The organism is Microbulbifer mangrovi, from assembly GCF_002009015.1.
GTDB classification, from domain to species: domain Bacteria; phylum Pseudomonadota; class Gammaproteobacteria; order Pseudomonadales; family Cellvibrionaceae; genus Microbulbifer; species Microbulbifer mangrovi.
On sequence record NZ_LZDE01000327.1, the window covers coordinates 12429 to 28264 of the forward strand.

Annotated in this window: 14 protein-coding genes; 3 read left to right on the forward strand and 11 right to left on the reverse strand. The window is 59.1% G+C overall.

What is annotated here, in order from left to right:
- Positions 1-11 precede the first annotated feature (11 nt).
- Together B4U49_RS12990 and B4U49_RS12995 are read left to right on the forward strand one after the other, a co-directional pair.
- Positions 12-2471 carry a glycoside hydrolase family 31 protein gene (locus B4U49_RS12990; protein ID WP_078085029.1) on the forward strand — a complete coding sequence of 820 codons (2460 nt, stop codon included), beginning with the start codon at positions 12-14 and terminating at the stop codon, positions 2469-2471.
- A gap of 35 nt (positions 2472-2506) precedes the next feature.
- Positions 2507-4450, forward strand: a complete 1944-nt coding sequence (locus tag B4U49_RS12995; RefSeq protein ID WP_078085030.1) for an alpha-amylase family protein — start codon at positions 2507-2509, stop codon at positions 4448-4450.
- A 55-nt stretch (positions 4451-4505) separates the two neighbouring features.
- Here the strand turns inward: B4U49_RS12995 and B4U49_RS13000 are convergent, their stop codons facing one another.
- Genes B4U49_RS13000 through B4U49_RS13045 form a run of 10 tightly spaced genes read right to left on the reverse strand, consistent with a single transcriptional unit; the run spans position 4506 to position 12890 of the window.
- A complete protein-coding gene (locus B4U49_RS13000) occupies positions 4506-5264 on the reverse strand; it encodes a hypothetical protein (RefSeq protein WP_204903038.1) in 759 nt (252 codons plus the stop codon).
- On the reverse strand, positions 5221-6027 hold the full coding sequence (locus tag B4U49_RS13005) for an FTR1 family protein (protein WP_078085032.1): 807 nt from the start codon (positions 6025-6027) through the stop codon (positions 5221-5223). The genes B4U49_RS13000 and B4U49_RS13005 overlap by 44 nt, the downstream gene beginning before the upstream one ends.
- A gap of 24 nt (positions 6028-6051) precedes the next feature.
- Positions 6052-6393 carry a cupredoxin domain-containing protein gene (locus tag B4U49_RS13010; RefSeq protein WP_239692619.1) on the reverse strand — a complete coding sequence of 114 codons (342 nt, stop codon included), beginning with the start codon at positions 6391-6393 and terminating at the stop codon, positions 6052-6054.
- The gene (locus B4U49_RS13015; protein ID WP_078085033.1) at positions 6386-7789 is read right to left on the reverse strand and encodes an ATP-binding protein; all 1404 of its coding nucleotides are present in this window, start codon (positions 7787-7789) and stop codon (positions 6386-6388) included. Before B4U49_RS13015 ends, B4U49_RS13010 begins: the two co-directional genes overlap by 8 nt.
- The gene (locus B4U49_RS13020; RefSeq protein ID WP_078085034.1) at positions 7786-8448 is read right to left on the reverse strand and encodes a response regulator transcription factor; all 663 of its coding nucleotides are present in this window, start codon (positions 8446-8448) and stop codon (positions 7786-7788) included. Before B4U49_RS13020 ends, B4U49_RS13015 begins: the two co-directional genes overlap by 4 nt.
- 37 nt (positions 8449-8485) lie before the next feature.
- Positions 8486-9169, reverse strand: coding sequence for a tetratricopeptide repeat protein (locus B4U49_RS13025; RefSeq protein ID WP_204903039.1), 684 nt, complete (start codon positions 9167-9169; stop codon positions 8486-8488).
- The gene (locus B4U49_RS13030) at positions 9166-10047 is read right to left on the reverse strand and encodes an SDR family oxidoreductase (protein WP_078085035.1); all 882 of its coding nucleotides are present in this window, start codon (positions 10045-10047) and stop codon (positions 9166-9168) included. Before B4U49_RS13030 ends, B4U49_RS13025 begins: the two co-directional genes overlap by 4 nt.
- Entirely contained in the window at positions 10047-10718 is a 672-nt protein-coding gene (locus B4U49_RS13035; RefSeq protein WP_078085036.1) for an iron-containing redox enzyme family protein, read from the reverse strand. The genes B4U49_RS13030 and B4U49_RS13035 overlap by 1 nt, the downstream gene beginning before the upstream one ends.
- Positions 10705-12210 carry an AMP-binding protein gene (locus tag B4U49_RS13040; protein WP_078085037.1) on the reverse strand — a complete coding sequence of 502 codons (1506 nt, stop codon included), beginning with the start codon at positions 12208-12210 and terminating at the stop codon, positions 10705-10707. The genes B4U49_RS13035 and B4U49_RS13040 overlap by 14 nt, the downstream gene beginning before the upstream one ends.
- A complete protein-coding gene (locus B4U49_RS13045) occupies positions 12201-12890 on the reverse strand; it encodes a thermostable hemolysin (RefSeq protein ID WP_158078620.1) in 690 nt (229 codons plus the stop codon). Before B4U49_RS13045 ends, B4U49_RS13040 begins: the two co-directional genes overlap by 10 nt.
- A 267-nt stretch (positions 12891-13157) precedes the next feature.
- On the opposite strand from B4U49_RS13045, the gene B4U49_RS13050 reads away from it, so the two are divergent.
- Entirely contained in the window at positions 13158-13997 is an 840-nt protein-coding gene (locus B4U49_RS13050; protein ID WP_078085039.1) for a DUF3014 domain-containing protein, read from the forward strand.
- Positions 13998-14072: 75 nt separating this feature from the next.
- On the opposite strand, the gene B4U49_RS13055 is transcribed toward B4U49_RS13050, so the two are convergent.
- Complete coding sequence (locus B4U49_RS13055; RefSeq protein ID WP_078085040.1) at positions 14073-15794, reverse strand: alpha-amylase family glycosyl hydrolase; 1722 nt, start codon at positions 15792-15794, stop codon at positions 14073-14075.
- Positions 15795-15836 lie beyond the last annotated feature (42 nt).

Here is a 15836-nt window from a genome sequence, read left to right on the forward strand (position 1 = left end):
AGCAAGCGACGATGAAAGACGTGAAATCCCTTAAGCCCAAAAGGCTGTTCAAGAAATTCGGGCTGGCGACCCTGCTGCCCACCCTGCTGGCTACCGCCATGCAGCCCGCGTTCGCGGAGACAGCTCGCAGCTACCAGAGCCACCAGTTGCTCGATGACAAACTGGTAATCGAAACCAGCGACAGCCAGGTCACCCTGACCCCGCTGAACAGCGGCGCGCTGGAGGTGCACTACCAGCGCGAGGGCATGAAGCAATTGCCCTCTTTTGCTCGCGCGCAACTTGAGGCAGATGTGCAGGCGCAGCTGAGCGTTTCCCAGGACACCCTGCGCTATGCGCTGGGTGATCTCACCGCAGTTATCCACAAGTCGCCATTTGCGATCGAATACCTGCGCAACGACGAACCGCTGCTGGCGGAAGAACACGGCTTCTTCGCCAACCAGACCATGCGCGGCTTCCGCTTTGCCCTGCAGGAAAACGAGAAGCTGATCGGCGGCGGCCAGCGCGTGCTGGGCATGGACCGCCGCGGCCATCGCCTGCCGCTATACAACAAAGCCCACTACGGCTACACCACCGAATCCGAACAGATGTATTTCGGCCTGCCGGCGGTGATGAGCAGCAACAAATACATCCTGCTGTTCGACAACAGTGCCACCGGCACCATGGACCTGGGCGCCAGCGAAGCCGACGTGATGCAGTTTGAAGCAGTGGCCGGTCGCAGTGCTTATATCGTGGTTGCTGGCGACTCTTATCCACAGCTGATCGAAAACTACGTGGACGTAACCGGCCACCAGCCCATGCCGCCGCGCTGGGCACTGGGTAATTTTGCTTCCCGCTTCGGCTATCGCTCGGAGCAGGAAGTGCGCGACGTGGTGGAGAAATTCCGCGAGGAAGATTTCCCGCTGGATGCGGTGGTGCTGGATCTGTTCTGGTTCGGACCCGACATCAAAGGGCATATGGGCAACCTGGCGTGGGACGAGAACACATTCCCCACGCCGGTGGACATGATGGCGGACCTGGATAAACAGGGCATCAACACCATTCTGGTCACCGAACCCTTCGTTCTTTCCACTTCTGAGCGCTGGGACAATGCAGTAGCCAGCAACGCGCTGGCGAAAAATATTGCGGGTGAACCCAAGCAGTTCGAGTTTTACTTCGGCAATACCGGTCTCATCGATGTGTTCTCCGAAGACGGCCGCGACTGGTTCTGGAACGTTTACAGCGATCTGAAAGAACAGGGCGTAGCCGGCTGGTGGGGCGACCTGGGCGAGCCGGAAGTACACCCGTCCGATACCGTGCATGCGGTCGGTATGGCAGATGAAATCCATAATGCCTACGGTCACCGCTGGGCGCAGATGCTGTTCGACAACGAAAAGGCAACAAGCCCGGAAGAGCGTCCATTCATCATGATGCGTGCAGGGTTTCCCGGCTCACAGCGCTTCGGCATGATCCCATGGACCGGTGATGTGGAACGCAGCTGGGGCGGTCTCAAGCCGCAGGTTGAACTGTCACTGCAGATGGGCCTGCTGGGTTTTGGCTACACCCACTCCGACCTCGGTGGTTTTGCCGGTGGCGAGAAGTTTGATCGCGAGCTGTATATCCGCTGGTTGCAGTACGGTGTATTCCAGCCGGTGTACCGCCCACACGCACAGGACCATATTGCCCCGGAGCCGGTCTTCCACGACCGCAAGACCCGCAACATTCTGCGCGAGTATGTAAAACTGCGTTATCGCCTGCTGCCCTACAACTACACCCTCGCCTTCGAGAACAGCCAGACCGGCATGCCGCTGATGCGTCCCTTGTTTTTTGAAAACGAATCCGACCTGGCGCTGATGGACAACAAGGACGCTTACCTGTGGGGCAACGACTTCCTGGTGGCGCCGGTCACCGAGGAAAACATCGACGAAGTGGCTGTACAGCTGCCCGGCGGCGTCTGGTTCGATTACTGGACCGATGAAGCTTACCGCGACGATATCGCAGAAGTGGAAGTGGAGCTCGACACCATTCCGGTACTGGTACGCGCCGGTGCGTTTATCCCAACCATCAAGGATGTGCGCAACACCCGTGAATATTCCAGCGAGCACCTGCGCCTGGACTATTACGCCGATGCCTCCGTCAACACGTCCAGCGGCTCTGTGTACGAGGATGACGGCGTGACTGCCGATGCCTTCGCCAAGGGCCTGTACGAACAGCTCGCCTTTACCAGCGCACGCAAAGACAACACCCTGAATTTTGCCTTCAGCCGCAGTGGCAACGGCTATACCGGTATGCCGGAAACCCGCGCCATCGACCTGGTGCTGCACAACTGGCAACAAGTGCCCACGTCGATCACCCTCGGTGGCGAAACAATTCCGCTGGTGCGCAAGGAAAACCAACTCACCACCAACACTGCTTACTACGACAAGCGCAGCAATACCCTGCAGGTGAAATTCGCCTGGGGCAAACAAGACCTGAAGCTCGCTGTATCCCTGTAAGGGAATAGAAATAACGAACGGAATTATTGGCTGTTATGAAAACATTTACCCGACTGCTACTGGCTTCTTCCATCGCCACTGCGCTGCTGAGCGGCTGCGATAATAAAGCTGCCGATGCACAGACCACCCGGATTCAGGAAGGCGTGCAGGAAAACACACAGGATGCCGCACAAACAGCAAGCGCGCTGCCCTCACCGGTAGAAACGTTCGGCAAACCGGTGATTTACCAGGTATTGCCGCGCCTGTTCGGCAACACCAATACCACCAATAAGCCATGGGGCACCATCGAGGAAAATGGAGTCGGTAAATTCAGCGACTTCACCCCGGGTGCCTTGCAGGAAATCCGCGCTCTTGGAGCCAACTACATCTGGTATACCGGCGCACTGCATCATGCCGTGGTGCGTGACTACACCGAGTTTGGTATCGCCAACGACGATCCGGATGTGATCAAGGGCCGCGCCGGTTCTCCCTATGCGGTCAAGGACTACTACTCCGTTAACCCGGACCTGGCCGAAGATCCGGGCAAACGCCTGCAGGAATTCAAGGTGCTGATCAAACGCTCCCACGACGCGGGCCTCAAGGTGATCATCGATATCGTGCCCAACCACGTTGCGCGCAATTATCACTCTCTGGCCAAGCCTGAGGGCGTGCGCGACTTCGGTGCGGACGACAACACCAGCGTGGCCTATGCCCGCGACAACAATTTCTACTATGTGCCTGGCGAACCCTTCCAGGTGCCGCAGGCGGAAGACGGCTACCAGCCGCTGAATGGAGAGACCCATCCGCTGGTAGACGGTGAATTCAAGGAAGTACCGGCAAAGTGGACCGGCAATGGCAGTCGCGCCCCGCAACCGGCCCAGGGCGACTGGTACGAAACGGTGAAGATCAACTTCGGCGTGCGCCCGGATGGCTCTCACGATTTTGCGGAACTGCCGCAGGACTACGCACAGAAAGACTTCCGCGCGCATGCGGCCTTCTGGGCAGATAAAGACGTGCCCAGCAGCTGGCAGAAATTCCGCGAGATTACGGATTACTGGCTGGCGTTTGGTGTCGACGGTTTCCGCTACGATATGTCCGGCATGGTGCCGGTGGAATTCTGGAGTTACCTGAACTCCAGCATCAAAATGCAGAAACCAGACGCACTGCTGCTGGCGGAAATCTACCAGCCGGATCTGTACCGGGATTACATCCATCTGGGCAAGATGGACTACCTGTACGACAAGGTAGGCACCTACGATGCCATCCGTGCGGTCATGGAAGGTAAGGCCGGTACCGACCCGCTGGTGGATATCCAGCACAGCCTCGAAGGCATTGAAGACAATATGCTGCGCTTCCTGGAAAACCACGACGAGCAGCGCATCGCCAGTCCCGAGTTTGCCGGCAGTGCCGAGGCCGGCAAGCCGGCAATGGTCGTGTCTGCCACCATCAGCGGTGCACCTACACTGGTCTACTTCGGCCAGGAGCTGGGTGAGCCCGGCGCCGGTGATGCGGGCTTTGGCAAGGCCAGCCGCACCACCATTTTTGATTACTGGTCGGTACCTACCATTCGCCGCTGGAACAACGAAGGCGCCTTTAACGGCGAGAACCTGAGCGAGAGTGAACAGCAGCTGCGCGATTTCTACCAGCGCCTGATGCAGTTCTCCAGCGAGAGCGAGGCACTGCAAGGTGAGTACCTGGACCTGCACAAGTTCAATCGTACCCAGTCTGAAGGCTATGGCGACAGACAGTTTGCCTTTGCCCGCTGGGCAGGGAATGAGCGACTGGTGGTGGTTGCCAATTTTGCCGATGCAGAACAGAAGCTGACGCTGAAGCTGCCGACAGAGCTGGTGCAGCAATGGAACCTGAAAGACGGCCAGTACCCGTTGCAGGAACAGCTCGCCGGCAATGTTGATGCAGCGCTGCAGGTAGAGGGTGGCGAAGGCGCGATCGCGCTGGAGCTGAAGCCTCAGGACAGTGTAATCCTGAAGCTGGACAACTGATCCAGCACCTGGGGTTTATCTGAGTGGACGCCGGTGGGTCACCACCGGCATCCGCTCAGAAAAATTCATACTCCAACAACAGGCGGAATGTCTGGTCCGGGCTGTCGCTGGTTAGCCCCTGAATCACCCCCAGCTCCCACATCAGCTTGCTCGCCTTGGGGAGTTTTTTTTCCCCGCGAATGATCGGCCCGATACCGCGATAGTCCTGCCCCGCGTAGAATTCCACCCCGGGCTCGAAATGTGGCAACCAGCGGTAGCGCGCCTGCATGCGCAATTCCGACTCCCACTCGTTCTTGAAGTCGTCGCCCCATTCGTAGATTGCGGCGAGATTGGCCGTTCCGGTCCAGCGTCCCCACTCCCGGCTACTGATCAGCGTTGCTGCCGCCTCCCACACATTCTCTTCGCGCTCGTGCTCCAGTTCAAACAACAGTCCCCAGTCTGCGGCGTACTCGCCCTGCTCGGTGAGCTGATATTTGGCCTCCAGCTCGATCGCCTCCAGTTTCAGGTCCCGCTCGGAGTCCCGCGCGCCGATCAGGTAGACCTCGCCGAACCAGCGGTCGGAAAAACTGCGGCCAAGTCCCAGGTGATGTATCTGCTCCCCACCCCAGGTTTTGTCCTTTCCGGGAATGGCGGAGGTGCGCCATTCGAGCTCTTTTTCCAGTGGCTGCACGTAAGGGTCGTAAACGCGGTCCACCACCTGGCCATCCGCATGCGCCACAAGCGGTGTGACAGTCACGGCAGCTGCCAGAGTCAGCGGGGCAAGCCAGGCCTTAGTGGGCAACAGCGGGAACATGAGCGTGCGATCGATAAACATAGTGGGTAAATCCGAGTGTCAGCGCCATAACCGCCAAACTCATTGCGTATAGAAATACTTCAAGGGGCGTCGGCGACGCCTCGTAACTCATCAGCGCATACAGCAGCTGCCCTACCAGCGAATCCTCCCTCAGCAGCGCCGAGGTGTCCCACAGCGGCATCTGGGACGGCAGCCAGTCAATCTGTATGAGAAGCTGCACCGCCTGTGAACACATACCGCCGGCGACGATCGTGAGCAGAATACAGGTGATCAGCAGGGTGTGACGCTCCGGCAGTGCCAGTAGCAGATAGTACAGCAGGGCACCAATACTGAAACCGATACCCGCGCCGATCAGAGCCCCTTTCAATACACTGCCAAACAACGCTGGCTGGGTATGGAAGGTGTACAGATAAATATAAATCTCCGCCCCTTCGCGCAATATCGAACTCATCACCGCCAGCAGCATGCACCACTTCAGCAGTGACAGCCGGCATCCGGGGCGATAGTAATTAATCACCATCAGCGAGGTAGTGATCAGCAACAGGGCATAGATAAAAATGTGCAGACCGGCATTCAGCAGTTCCTGCCCGGTGCCGTCAAATGCGTTGGAAATCGCCGCCAGATTATTTCCGTAAATTATGGAACCGAGGCCACCCAGGGCGAGCGCGAGCAGAAACCAGCGGGTATTGAGCCCGATGAATCGGCTCATCGCGAGCAGGATGGTCAGCAGCAGCGCCGCTTCGAGCACTTCCCGCAGAATGATGATGACACTGGTCAATAACATGACGGCAATCCGACGCTACTTAGTTTATTCCGCGATGATTTTTCCCTGCGCCGTTTTCGGATTGAACTCACCAAAAAACGGATACTCACCAGGCTTTAACGGACCGATAAAAATGATGGCCTTCTGCCCGCCCATGATGACCTTTTCCCGGTTCAGCTCGTAGCTCTCAAACTCCTCCGGGGTGGGATCGCGGTTGTACACAATCAGTTTAATCTTGGTATTCGCTGGCACCACCAGTTCCGAGGGGAGGAACAGGTGATCGCGAATTTCCAGCTTGATTTCCGGCCGCGCTGCTCCGAGGCTCAGGCAGGCAAACAGGATCAGCAGCAGGAATTTACCCATGCAGGCGACCGGGTATTTAGACATTTTTTGTTGCTCGCTCTTGCATCGATTCTGATACGGAGTTTTCCCCAACGGGATTTACCAGGGGGAAGCGGACTTGCACGGAAAGGCCATGACCAAAACGTGAGGTACCGAGCCTGATATTCGCATGATGCAACTGGGCGATATGCTGAACAATCGATAGTCCCAACCCGCACCCCTCCACCGCGGTGACATGTCGGTCGCCACCCACCCGGTAAAAGCGTTCGAAAACACGTGCGTACTCCGCCTCGGCAATACCGGGCCCCGAATCTTCTACACGTAGCTCTACCTCATCGCGCTCGCTCAGAACATTCACCGCAACTTCAATCTGCCCGCCTTGTGGTGAGTATTTATTGGCATTTCTCAGCAGATTCTTGAGCAGAATCGACAGTGCAAAACGATCTCCACAGAGGTCGGCCGGCGCGCCACAGAGTTCCACCTGCTGATCTCTGCAGGCAAAGCCGGCATAGTGCTCGGCAATGACTTCTCGCGCTAATGCGTACAGATCAACCCTTTCAAAACGCGCCGGATAATGGTCCGGGGTGGTTCGGTACAGGTCCAGCATCTGCTCCACCAGGTGTGCCATACGCTCGACACTGCCCTGTAGCTTTTGCAGGGAGTCGGGCTTTTCGGCAGCGGAGGTTTCCGTCAACTCCCGCTCGAGATTGTGCGCATGGACCTGGATCGCACTGATGGGGGTACGCAACTCGTGCGCGGCATCCGCGGAGAAGCGCCGCTCGCGCTCGAAGGATTCCTGTAAGCGCGCCAGCAGTGCATTGGTAGAGGAGACGACCGGCAGTAACTCCTCCGGTGGATTGTCCAGCGGTAGTGGGTGTAGATCTTCAGCGCGCTTCTCCTGTAGCGCTGCCGCCAACCTGCGCAGGCTGCCGAGGCCCCGCGCCAGAATCAACCAGATAAGCAGGCCGGCCACCGGGATACCGATCAAAATAGGCGTGACCGACTCCAGAATTACCCTGTCCGCCAGCTGGTAACGCAGGTCGACCCGTTCCGCCACCAGCACCCAGCCAGGTAACTGCGGCGCATAGTGGGAGAACACACGCCAGCGGAAGCCTGAGAAATTCACTTCCCGGTAGCCTTCGGCAAAGGCACTTACCGGTGTCTCAGGCGCGTTGACCGAGCGCATCAACAGGGCCTGCTTCTCCGTCCACACCTGAAACGCCATGGGGCCGGTGTGCTCCACCACGACCGGAAGTTGTTCCGGCGATTGTTGTGATGCTGGCATGGTGGAAAGCAACTGCGCCGTGGCTACCATCTGCTGGTCAAACAGCCGTTGCGCCTCCGACATACTGCCGCGATACCCCTGCAGCGCGGCGACAAAGTTGACCAGCACGATGGTAGCCAGCAGCGTGATCAGCAGGAAGAAACGAATCGACCTCACTGCGCGGGGCCCACCTTGTAACCGACGCCGCGGATGGTCAGGATAAATTCGGGATAGATTTTCTTGCGCAGGTTGTGGATATGCACATCCACGGTGTTGCTGGCCACTTCCTCTCCCCAGCTATACAGCTTGTCTTCCAGCTGCTCGCGACTGAGGATATTACCTGGCCGCTCCGCCAGGGCCCGCAACAGGGTGAACTCCCGGCGCGACAACTTCACCGCTTCGTCGCCGCGGAATACTTCGTGGCTGGCGAGATTGATACGCACGTCGCCGATGGTGATTTCAGAACTGAGCCCCACCCCCAAACGTCGCTCCAGCGCCCGCAAACGGGCAAGCAGCTCATCCACGGCGAAGGGTTTGGTGAGGTAGTCGTCGGCGCCGGCATCCAGCCCCTGTACCTTGGAGGCAAGATCATCCCGCGCGGTCAGGATCAGTACTGAAGACTTGACCCCGTGACTACGCACCAGGCGCAATACTTCCACCCCGTCGAGATCCGGCAAACCCAGGTCCAGTACGATCACATCGGGCTTTGCGGCGCGCGCGAGGGACACACCCTCGCCGCCAAGGGCTGCGTGATCGACGGCGTAGCCACTGTGGCGCAACGCCGTGGCGATGCCGTCGGCCAGGGATTCATCATCTTCGATCAGCAATACCCGCATTGACTGTGCTTATCCCTGTGCAGTGATCGGCCTGAGCCTAGTGCATTTTTTGCTGGATTTTTGCCTGCAGGCTTTTGATTTCCCCCAACCGCCCTTCGCTGGCCAGTGGCCGCTGGGGATCGGCGGGCGCTTTCTCCGCACGCTGCAGAAATTCGAGTGCCTGCGTGTAACTTTTCTTCTGGAAAAGGTAGTCGGCGTAGAAGTAGTTGGCATCAACGTCTTTGGCGCCAAACTCCAGCCCCTTACGCAGGAAAGCTTCCGCTTTTTTATCATCGCCGAACCCGATTGGCCAGCCGGGTACCTGGTAATACAGGGAGCCGAGGCTGGTATAAGCGGCACCATCCAGCACACTGCCGTCGATGGCAATAGCCTGCTCCAGATCAGATTTCGCCGCCTTTACCGCAGACAGCGCTCCGAGGCCGCCCTTGGCGCCGGCATACGATGCACGAATGATCCCGCTCCATACCCATACCGGTGCGCTCTGTGGATAAGTTGCGGTAGCCGCCTGCGCCTGACCTATGAGCTCGGAAAACAGCGCCGCCTGCTGTTTTTCCGGGGTGCGGTACTTGATCCTGGCCCAGGCACTTTGCAGGGTGGCAACCCGCTCGTCGGCGGATTCCGCAGCGGCGGACGCGGTAACCAATACCTGGGCAACCAGTGTCATCAACAGCAGCGTCAGGTAACGGACAAACGGTTGTGCAGAAAGCGATGAATGTTTCACGGTGTTTCTCCTTTGAGGTCGGGGAAGTTCTGTTGTGCGTATTCGCGAATGACCGGCAGCTTTTTCACCAGCGCCGAATCCACCACGGTGGGAAACAGGGCGTTGACCTTGATAAACAGGCGCTCCGGCCAGCCGATAAAACGACGCTGGCTGGCAGCACCTTCCAGCAGGCTCAAGCAGGCCTGCGCCACCCGCTCCGGGGAGTCGGATTTGTTGCCGAGGGACCGGTTCAACCCATTGACCGCATCGGTATTCAACGCGGTATCTACCGCGCGCGGTGCCAGGTAATGTACGCGCAAGCCGGTATCACCCAGCTCACGACGCAGGGCCTCGGTGAAGCCGTGCAAGCCGGATTTACTCGCGCCGTAAACGCTGAAACCCGGATGGCCGATATGGCCGAAGGCGGAGCCGAGATTGATCACCGCCGCCCGTTTGCTCTCCTGCAGCAGCGGTAACAGGTCGCGGGTCAGAGCCATGGGAGCAAGCAGGTTGGTGCCGAGTATCCGCCCCAGTTCCTCGTCACTGGTATCGGAGAGCAGTGCAAACGTGGAAACACCGGCGTTGTTGATCAGCACATCCACCCCTCCCATTTCTTCACGGCAGGTCTGCACCAGGGTGCGGCGGGCGGCGGGGTTGAGCAGGTCGGCTACTAAAATGCGGTGGCCCGCATCCCCAGGCAAGGATATACGCAGTTGTTCAAGACGTTTTGCATCGCGCCCCTGCAACATCAGGCGGTAGCCCCGCGTGGCGAGCAGGGTGGCGATGGCGCGGCCGATGCCGCCACTAGCCCCGGTGACCAGCACCGTCAGTGGCCTGGTTTCGGGCTTTGTTTCGGATTTGGTTTCGGGTTTTATTTCAGATGGTGAGTGAGTGTGCATTACGCCGCCTCCAGGCCCACGCTCTGGCGGTCCACTTCGCGGAACACATCTCCGTACAGGCGGAAGAACACCCGCGCACTGTGCACGATGGCGGCCTTGTCGGTGTCGCTGTCGATGCGGTTCATCAGACCGCGGAAGAAATCCACATGGCCGATATCCAGGTCGCCGTGGGACAACAGGTAGCTGAAGGCTTTATTGGGCAATTCCAGCGAGGTCTGGATGGCGCGGGCCGCGCTGGTGGCGAGGGCGATACTGGTGCCCTCGAGCACATTGACCATGCCGAAGAAGCTCACCGGGTTGCCGCGGGCAATACTGTCGTAGGCGTAGGACACCATCAGTTCGGTGGAGAGGTTGGGCCGGCTGTAGCGCACTGCCTCGGCATCGGCGCCACAGGCCGCGATGTCATTCAGGATCCACTCCTGGTGCCCGGTTTCCTCTTCAATATATTCCGCCAGCGCCTCGCGCAACCACTCCTGGTGATCGCCCAGGCGACTGCCGCAGGCCATCATCAGCGGAACCGTGTGCTTCACGTGGTGGTAGGCCTGGGTGAGAAAAGCTACATATTCCGGTAATTCAATTTCACCGCGAGCGCCGCGCTGGATCAGTGGCACGTTCAACAGTGACAGGCGGGCGTCTTCGGTCTGCTGTTGCAGTTCGTCATAGAAAGGCATGGGATTCTCCGTACAGCGTTTCAATGGATTCGGCATATTGATTGGCAATGGCATTGCGGCGCGGGCGACCGTTGGCAGTCAGCTGGCCGTCGGCAAATGTCAGTGGCGCCGGCAGGCGGATCCAGTTACGCACCTGTGCGTAATCCGGCAGGCGCTGGTTGACCGTCTCGAGCCAGTCGTCGATCCGCGCGTCCGCCACACCGGGATGGGGAAAGATCAGCGCGCAGCAGTACGGGCGCGCATCGCCGATCACCACACACTGCAGCACCTGTTGATCCAGCAGGATTTCGCTCTCGATCCACTCCGGCGAGATATTGCGACCGAAGGCACTGATCAGCAGGTTCTTCTTGCGCCCGGTAATGTGCAGGAAGCCGTCGTTATCGATGGCACCGAGGTCACCGGTTGCCAGCCAGTCGCCATCCATATCGCTGGCCAAATCAGTGACGGCACCACTGTCGCCCAGGTAGCCGAGGTAACGGGGACCGCGCACCTGCACTTCGCCATCACGAATGCGGATTTCACAGTGGGGCAGCGGACGTCCTGCGGCTCCGGGGCAGTCGGCACCAGGCAGATTCAACGCCACCACCGATCCACACTCCGACAGGCCATAACCCTCGAAGACCGGCAGCCCCAGCGCGCGCGCCTGGTGCAGTAACTTCGCGGAGACCTTGCCCCCGCCCACAGCGACAAAGCGCAGCGAGGCCGGCGCACGCCACTGTCCCAGATGGATTTGCGCCACCAGCAGTTTCAGGATCTGCGGCAGCAGTATCAGGCTGTCTGGCTGATACTCATCGATGCAACGGCACAGCTGCGCGGCATCCAGCTGGGAACTGCCGTGGAAGCCGAGCTTGGCCAGCGGCGGTGCAATCACGGTGCCCCCCAGTAACCAGCAGGTGTAGGCACCGGCGACATTTTCCAGCAGGGTGGCCAGGGGCAGCAGGCACAGGTGGCGCGCGCAATCGAGCTCACCCAGGCGCCCGGCCAGTGCGGCGGCGGTGGTGTACTGGGTTTCATTCGCCAGACAGACGCCGCGGGGGGTGCCTGTGGAGCCTGAGGTGAAGGTAATCTTGGCGGTCTCTGCGGGCAGGATTACCCGCTCGGGTCCCTGCGTCTCGACTAGGGCCAGGCCGGCGAGTTCACCCCGCGCCTCACCCACCACAGACAACGGCGTAAAGCGCTCGCAGTCGTCCGTCAGCAGTACCTGCATGCCACTGGTGCGAATGGTGTGCTCGAGCTGCTGGGGGGTAAAAAAGCCCGGCAGCGGCACCAGCGTTACGCCCGCTTTCTGACAGGCCAGGTCTACCAGCAGCCACTGGGGCCCGTTGTCCGCATACAAGCCAAGCACCGCTGTGCCCAGTTGTTGCAACGCGCCTGCCAGCGACTCTGTTGCCTCTAATAGCTGCGAGTAACTGGTGTTTTCCTCAACACCAACAAGCGCAGCCCGTGTCGGTGAACTCGCTGCGTGCGCGGCGATCTGTTCGATCAATTGCATGGGTAAACCTCCCGCAATGCATGCGCCATCTGCTGTGCCGGTGTGGCACAGGCCTGTAATAACTCCCGGATCAACGGATGCGCCAGCAGTGCATCGCGCTCCTCGGCCACATTGATGGCGGTCACTGCCGGCCGGGTATCGTAGTAACTGCCCCAATCGGCGAGCCGGTCACCCAGGCGATCGCCGTCCGCCTGGCACAGCACAAACTGGTTTCCGGTGAGCTTTTTCAGTAGGCGGTGCACTTCCGGGGTGGCGGTAAAAATGGCCCAGGTCACGTCCGCGGCGGCAAACAGCTCGGCCAGCATCAGAAACAGCAGGCGACTGCCGCCGCGGGCGGTGGAGACCAGATTGCCGATTTCCACAATATCGCCCCGTTCGACTTCGCCGCCGGTGGCACTGGCCAGTGCGGCTTCTACTGGCTGATCCAGGTACTGCTCCAGAAACAGGGGGCCAGTGTCCGCCCGGCGCATGCCCAAGGCAGAAACCAGCCCGCTGTCATTGCGCTGGGCCAGCAACAGGGGCATAAAATGGTAAAGCCGCGCGCCGTAGGTCTCGGCGAAGGTGGTCGCGATATAGGATTCCACCGCGGTCCGATTGCGGTCTCCGGCTGCACTCAGGAAGAAACCCGGACAGCCACTTGGCGCGAAGACTCGCGCAGATCCTTTACTTTCCCGTTCCATGTTTGGAGAGCTTTCCGCTGCCATGAGACCCACTCTTTGGATTGTCGATGCTGTGAGTCTACGGGGGCCAAATTAAGGCAAACTTAAGCGGGGATAATTTTTGGAGATTTTGCGGGGAGAGACTTTCAGAAGATATTCGGGGGGCGGAGGAACGCGCTATCCGAAACCTTCGCGACCTGATACTGTCCTAGACTTCACAGTCAGTGGTTTACACTGTCTTTTAAGGCGCCAGACGCTGAGCGCGGGAATCAACGGGAGGATTTGCAGATGGGTGGCAGTATCAAAGATTGGCTGATCGCGCTGCTGGTGGTAGCAGCAGTAGTTTTCGGCATTTACTGGTTCGCGGTGCGGGATACCCCGGAGCCCGAAGTCCCCGCCCCCGTCACCGAACCCGCACCGGACACATCGAGCGTCGACCTCGACAAGCCAGAGGATGAGCCAGTCATTCCCCCCGCCCCGGAACCCGCCGAGCCGAAAGATCCGCCGCGTCAGCTGCCCGCCCTGAACGACAGTGATAGTGAAGCGCGCAAGGACATCATCAGCCTCTCCTCCGACGGTGCGCTGGCAAACTGGATAGTGCCGGATGAAGTGGTGCGCAAATGGGTAGCGGCGGTGAACACCGCGACCAAGGGAGACCTGATGCACAAGAACCGTCCCTTCAACAACCTGAAGGACACTCTGGTGGTGAAGGATCTGGAAACCCGCGATGATGGCCAGAAGATCTACGTACTCTCCCAGGAAAACTACCAGCGCTACGAGCAGCCGGTGCGCCTGTTCGCCATGGTCGATACCGATACCGCAGTGAATCTCTATCAGTTCTGGTACCCGCGCCTGAAACAGGCCTACGGCGAACTCGGGCTGAAGAACAAGAACTTCCACGCGGCGGTGCTCGCCGCGATCGATCAGGCACTGGCGGCACCGGAAGTTGAAGGCCCCATCAAGCTGGTCCGCCCCACGGTGTACTACAAGTTTGAGGATGAGAAACTGGAGAAAATGCCCGGACTGCACAAATTGATGATTCGCATTGGCCCGGATAATGCGGCGCGGGTAAAGGAAAAATTGCGCGAGCTGAAAGCCGCACTGCAGAACCTGCCCAGTGAACAGTAAGCCACACCCGCCAAACAAAAAGCCCCGGTATCTCCGGGGCTTTTTTATTGGAACAGTTTGAACACGGATACGGGGTTATTCCGGCATTCCGAGCAAAACCACGGAATTCGGTGAACTCACTACAACTTCACCATCGACCACCTGGGTACTGTTGCCGGAATAGAAATCCAGCAACGACTGCCCCTCCTCAAATACGCCAGCGACCGGTATTTGCTTGTCGCCGGCAGGTTGATCCAGTGCGACCACCACCGGGGCAAAGTTTTCCAGGCTCCTGGAAAACACCAGCGGCGCCTGCTGGATCACCTGATGCTCACCCGCGCCGAGCGCCGCAAACCGCCGGCGAAAATTCAACAGTTTTTGCCAGTGCGACAGCAAAAGCTGGGTATCGACATTCGCCATATCCTGCCAGTTCATAAAACTGCGCAACTCGGCATCGTACAGTGCCTGCTCGTCCGTTAGCGGCCGACCCAGTTCATCGCCGTAATACACCTGCGCTGCGCCGGGTGCCAGCAGCAACTTTGTGGCAGATTCAAATGCTCGACTTCGGTCCCGGTCGAAGCTGTCCAAATCGTCGTGGGAGCTGATGTAACTGAGGACACCGGCGCCCTTCAGGTCACCGGTATTAAGACCCTGTGCATATTGTGCAAACAGCTCTGCCGGCGACTGTTCCGCCTGGTGCACAAATCCCATATTGATCAGGCTGTCGAAACCATACTGGTAAAAATCCACCCGCTGATCACCGAAATCATACTGGCGACCGTCACTGTTGGAGAAATCATCGACGCCGAAGCCGTACACTTCGCCGAGCATAAAGAAGGCTTTATCGTCGATTTTCTGCAGCGGATTTTGCGCTTTCCAGTCGGCCAGCGCGTTTTCGGCTTCCCGTTTCAGCTCCGCCCAGAATTCCGGCTCCACATGCTTGGCGGTGTCCACACGAAAACCGTCCACGCCGTATTCCCGCACCCAGTCGGTAAGCCATTTCATCAGGTAATAGCGCGGCGCACGAGGATGATCGGTGCGCTCGAAGAACGCATCCAGCTCCGCCAGCTCCTCTGCCTGACGTCCCTCGGACTGCCATTTTTCCAGCAGGAAGCCGGGGAGCTCCACCGGCGCGTCACTTTCCGTGCGGATATCCGGCAGGTGATCGGTGAGTGTGCAGGTGACATTGCCGGCGAAACCGGACCAGTCACACACCGGTGAGGTGCGCACCCATACGCTTGGCCACAGCGCGTCCTGTGCGGTTTCAGGGCCGGTGTGATTGGCGATCACATCGAGCAATACCCGGATGCCCTGCGCGTGCGCGGTATCGATCAACTCCTTCAGGTCGGCCTCACTGCCCAGGTTGGCATCTACCGCGGTCCAGTCCTTTGGCCAGTAACCGTGATAGGCATAGGTGCGACCGGAGCTTTCCAGATAGCCGTGCACATTTTCCATAATCGGAGACATCCAGATAGCGTCGATGCCAAGATCGGAAAAATAACCTTCGTTCAGCTTATCAATGACCCCGCGCAGATCTCCGCCGAGAAAACCGCGCAGGGGGGCACCGTCGGCCTGGCGACCGTAGGCCAGGTCGTTGCTGCTGTCGCCATTATTGAATCGGTCCGTCAGCAGGAAGTAGATGCTCGCATTGGCCCAATACGGATCGATGGAAATTTCCGGCAGGGGCTCCGGTTCGGGTGCTGGTTGTGGTGTTGGCTGCGGCGTCGGCGCAGGCGTTGCACCACTTCCGCCGCCACCGCATCCCGTCAGCGCCACCATCGTCAACAACCCGGTCAACGCATACCGCTTTACAGTCATATTTCCCCCGCTCTTCTCCGTGTGTATTTTTTGATGATTTTT

Excerpts from the sequence above, each read along its gene's own strand:
- B4U49_RS13010 (WP_239692619.1), bottom strand. The coding sequence starts at position 6,393 with ATGTCTAAATACCCGGTCGCCTGCATGGGTAAATTCCTGCTGCTGATC.
- B4U49_RS13030 (WP_078085035.1), bottom strand. The coding sequence starts at position 10,047 with ATGCACACTCACTCACCATCTGAAATAAAACCCGAAACCAAATCCGAA.
- B4U49_RS13040 (WP_078085037.1), bottom strand. The coding sequence starts at position 12,210 with ATGCAATTGATCGAACAGATCGCCGCGCACGCAGCGAGTTCACCGACA.
- B4U49_RS13055 (WP_078085040.1), bottom strand. The coding sequence starts at position 15,794 with ATGACTGTAAAGCGGTATGCGTTGACCGGGTTGTTGACGATGGTGGCG.
- B4U49_RS13000 (WP_204903038.1), bottom strand. The coding sequence starts at position 5,264 with ATGTTTATCGATCGCACGCTCATGTTCCCGCTGTTGCCCACTAAGGCC.
- B4U49_RS13035 (WP_078085036.1), bottom strand. The coding sequence starts at position 10,718 with ATGCCTTTCTATGACGAACTGCAACAGCAGACCGAAGACGCCCGCCTG.
- B4U49_RS13045 (WP_158078620.1), bottom strand. The coding sequence starts at position 12,890 with ATGGAACGGGAAAGTAAAGGATCTGCGCGAGTCTTCGCGCCAAGTGGC.
- B4U49_RS13005 (WP_078085032.1), bottom strand. The coding sequence starts at position 6,027 with ATGTTATTGACCAGTGTCATCATCATTCTGCGGGAAGTGCTCGAAGCG.
- B4U49_RS13020 (WP_078085034.1), bottom strand. The coding sequence starts at position 8,448 with ATGCGGGTATTGCTGATCGAAGATGATGAATCCCTGGCCGACGGCATC.
- B4U49_RS12995 (WP_078085030.1), top strand. The coding sequence starts at position 2,507 with ATGAAAACATTTACCCGACTGCTACTGGCTTCTTCCATCGCCACTGCG.
- B4U49_RS12990 (WP_078085029.1), top strand. The coding sequence starts at position 12 with ATGAAAGACGTGAAATCCCTTAAGCCCAAAAGGCTGTTCAAGAAATTC.
- B4U49_RS13050 (WP_078085039.1), top strand. The coding sequence starts at position 13,158 with ATGGGTGGCAGTATCAAAGATTGGCTGATCGCGCTGCTGGTGGTAGCA.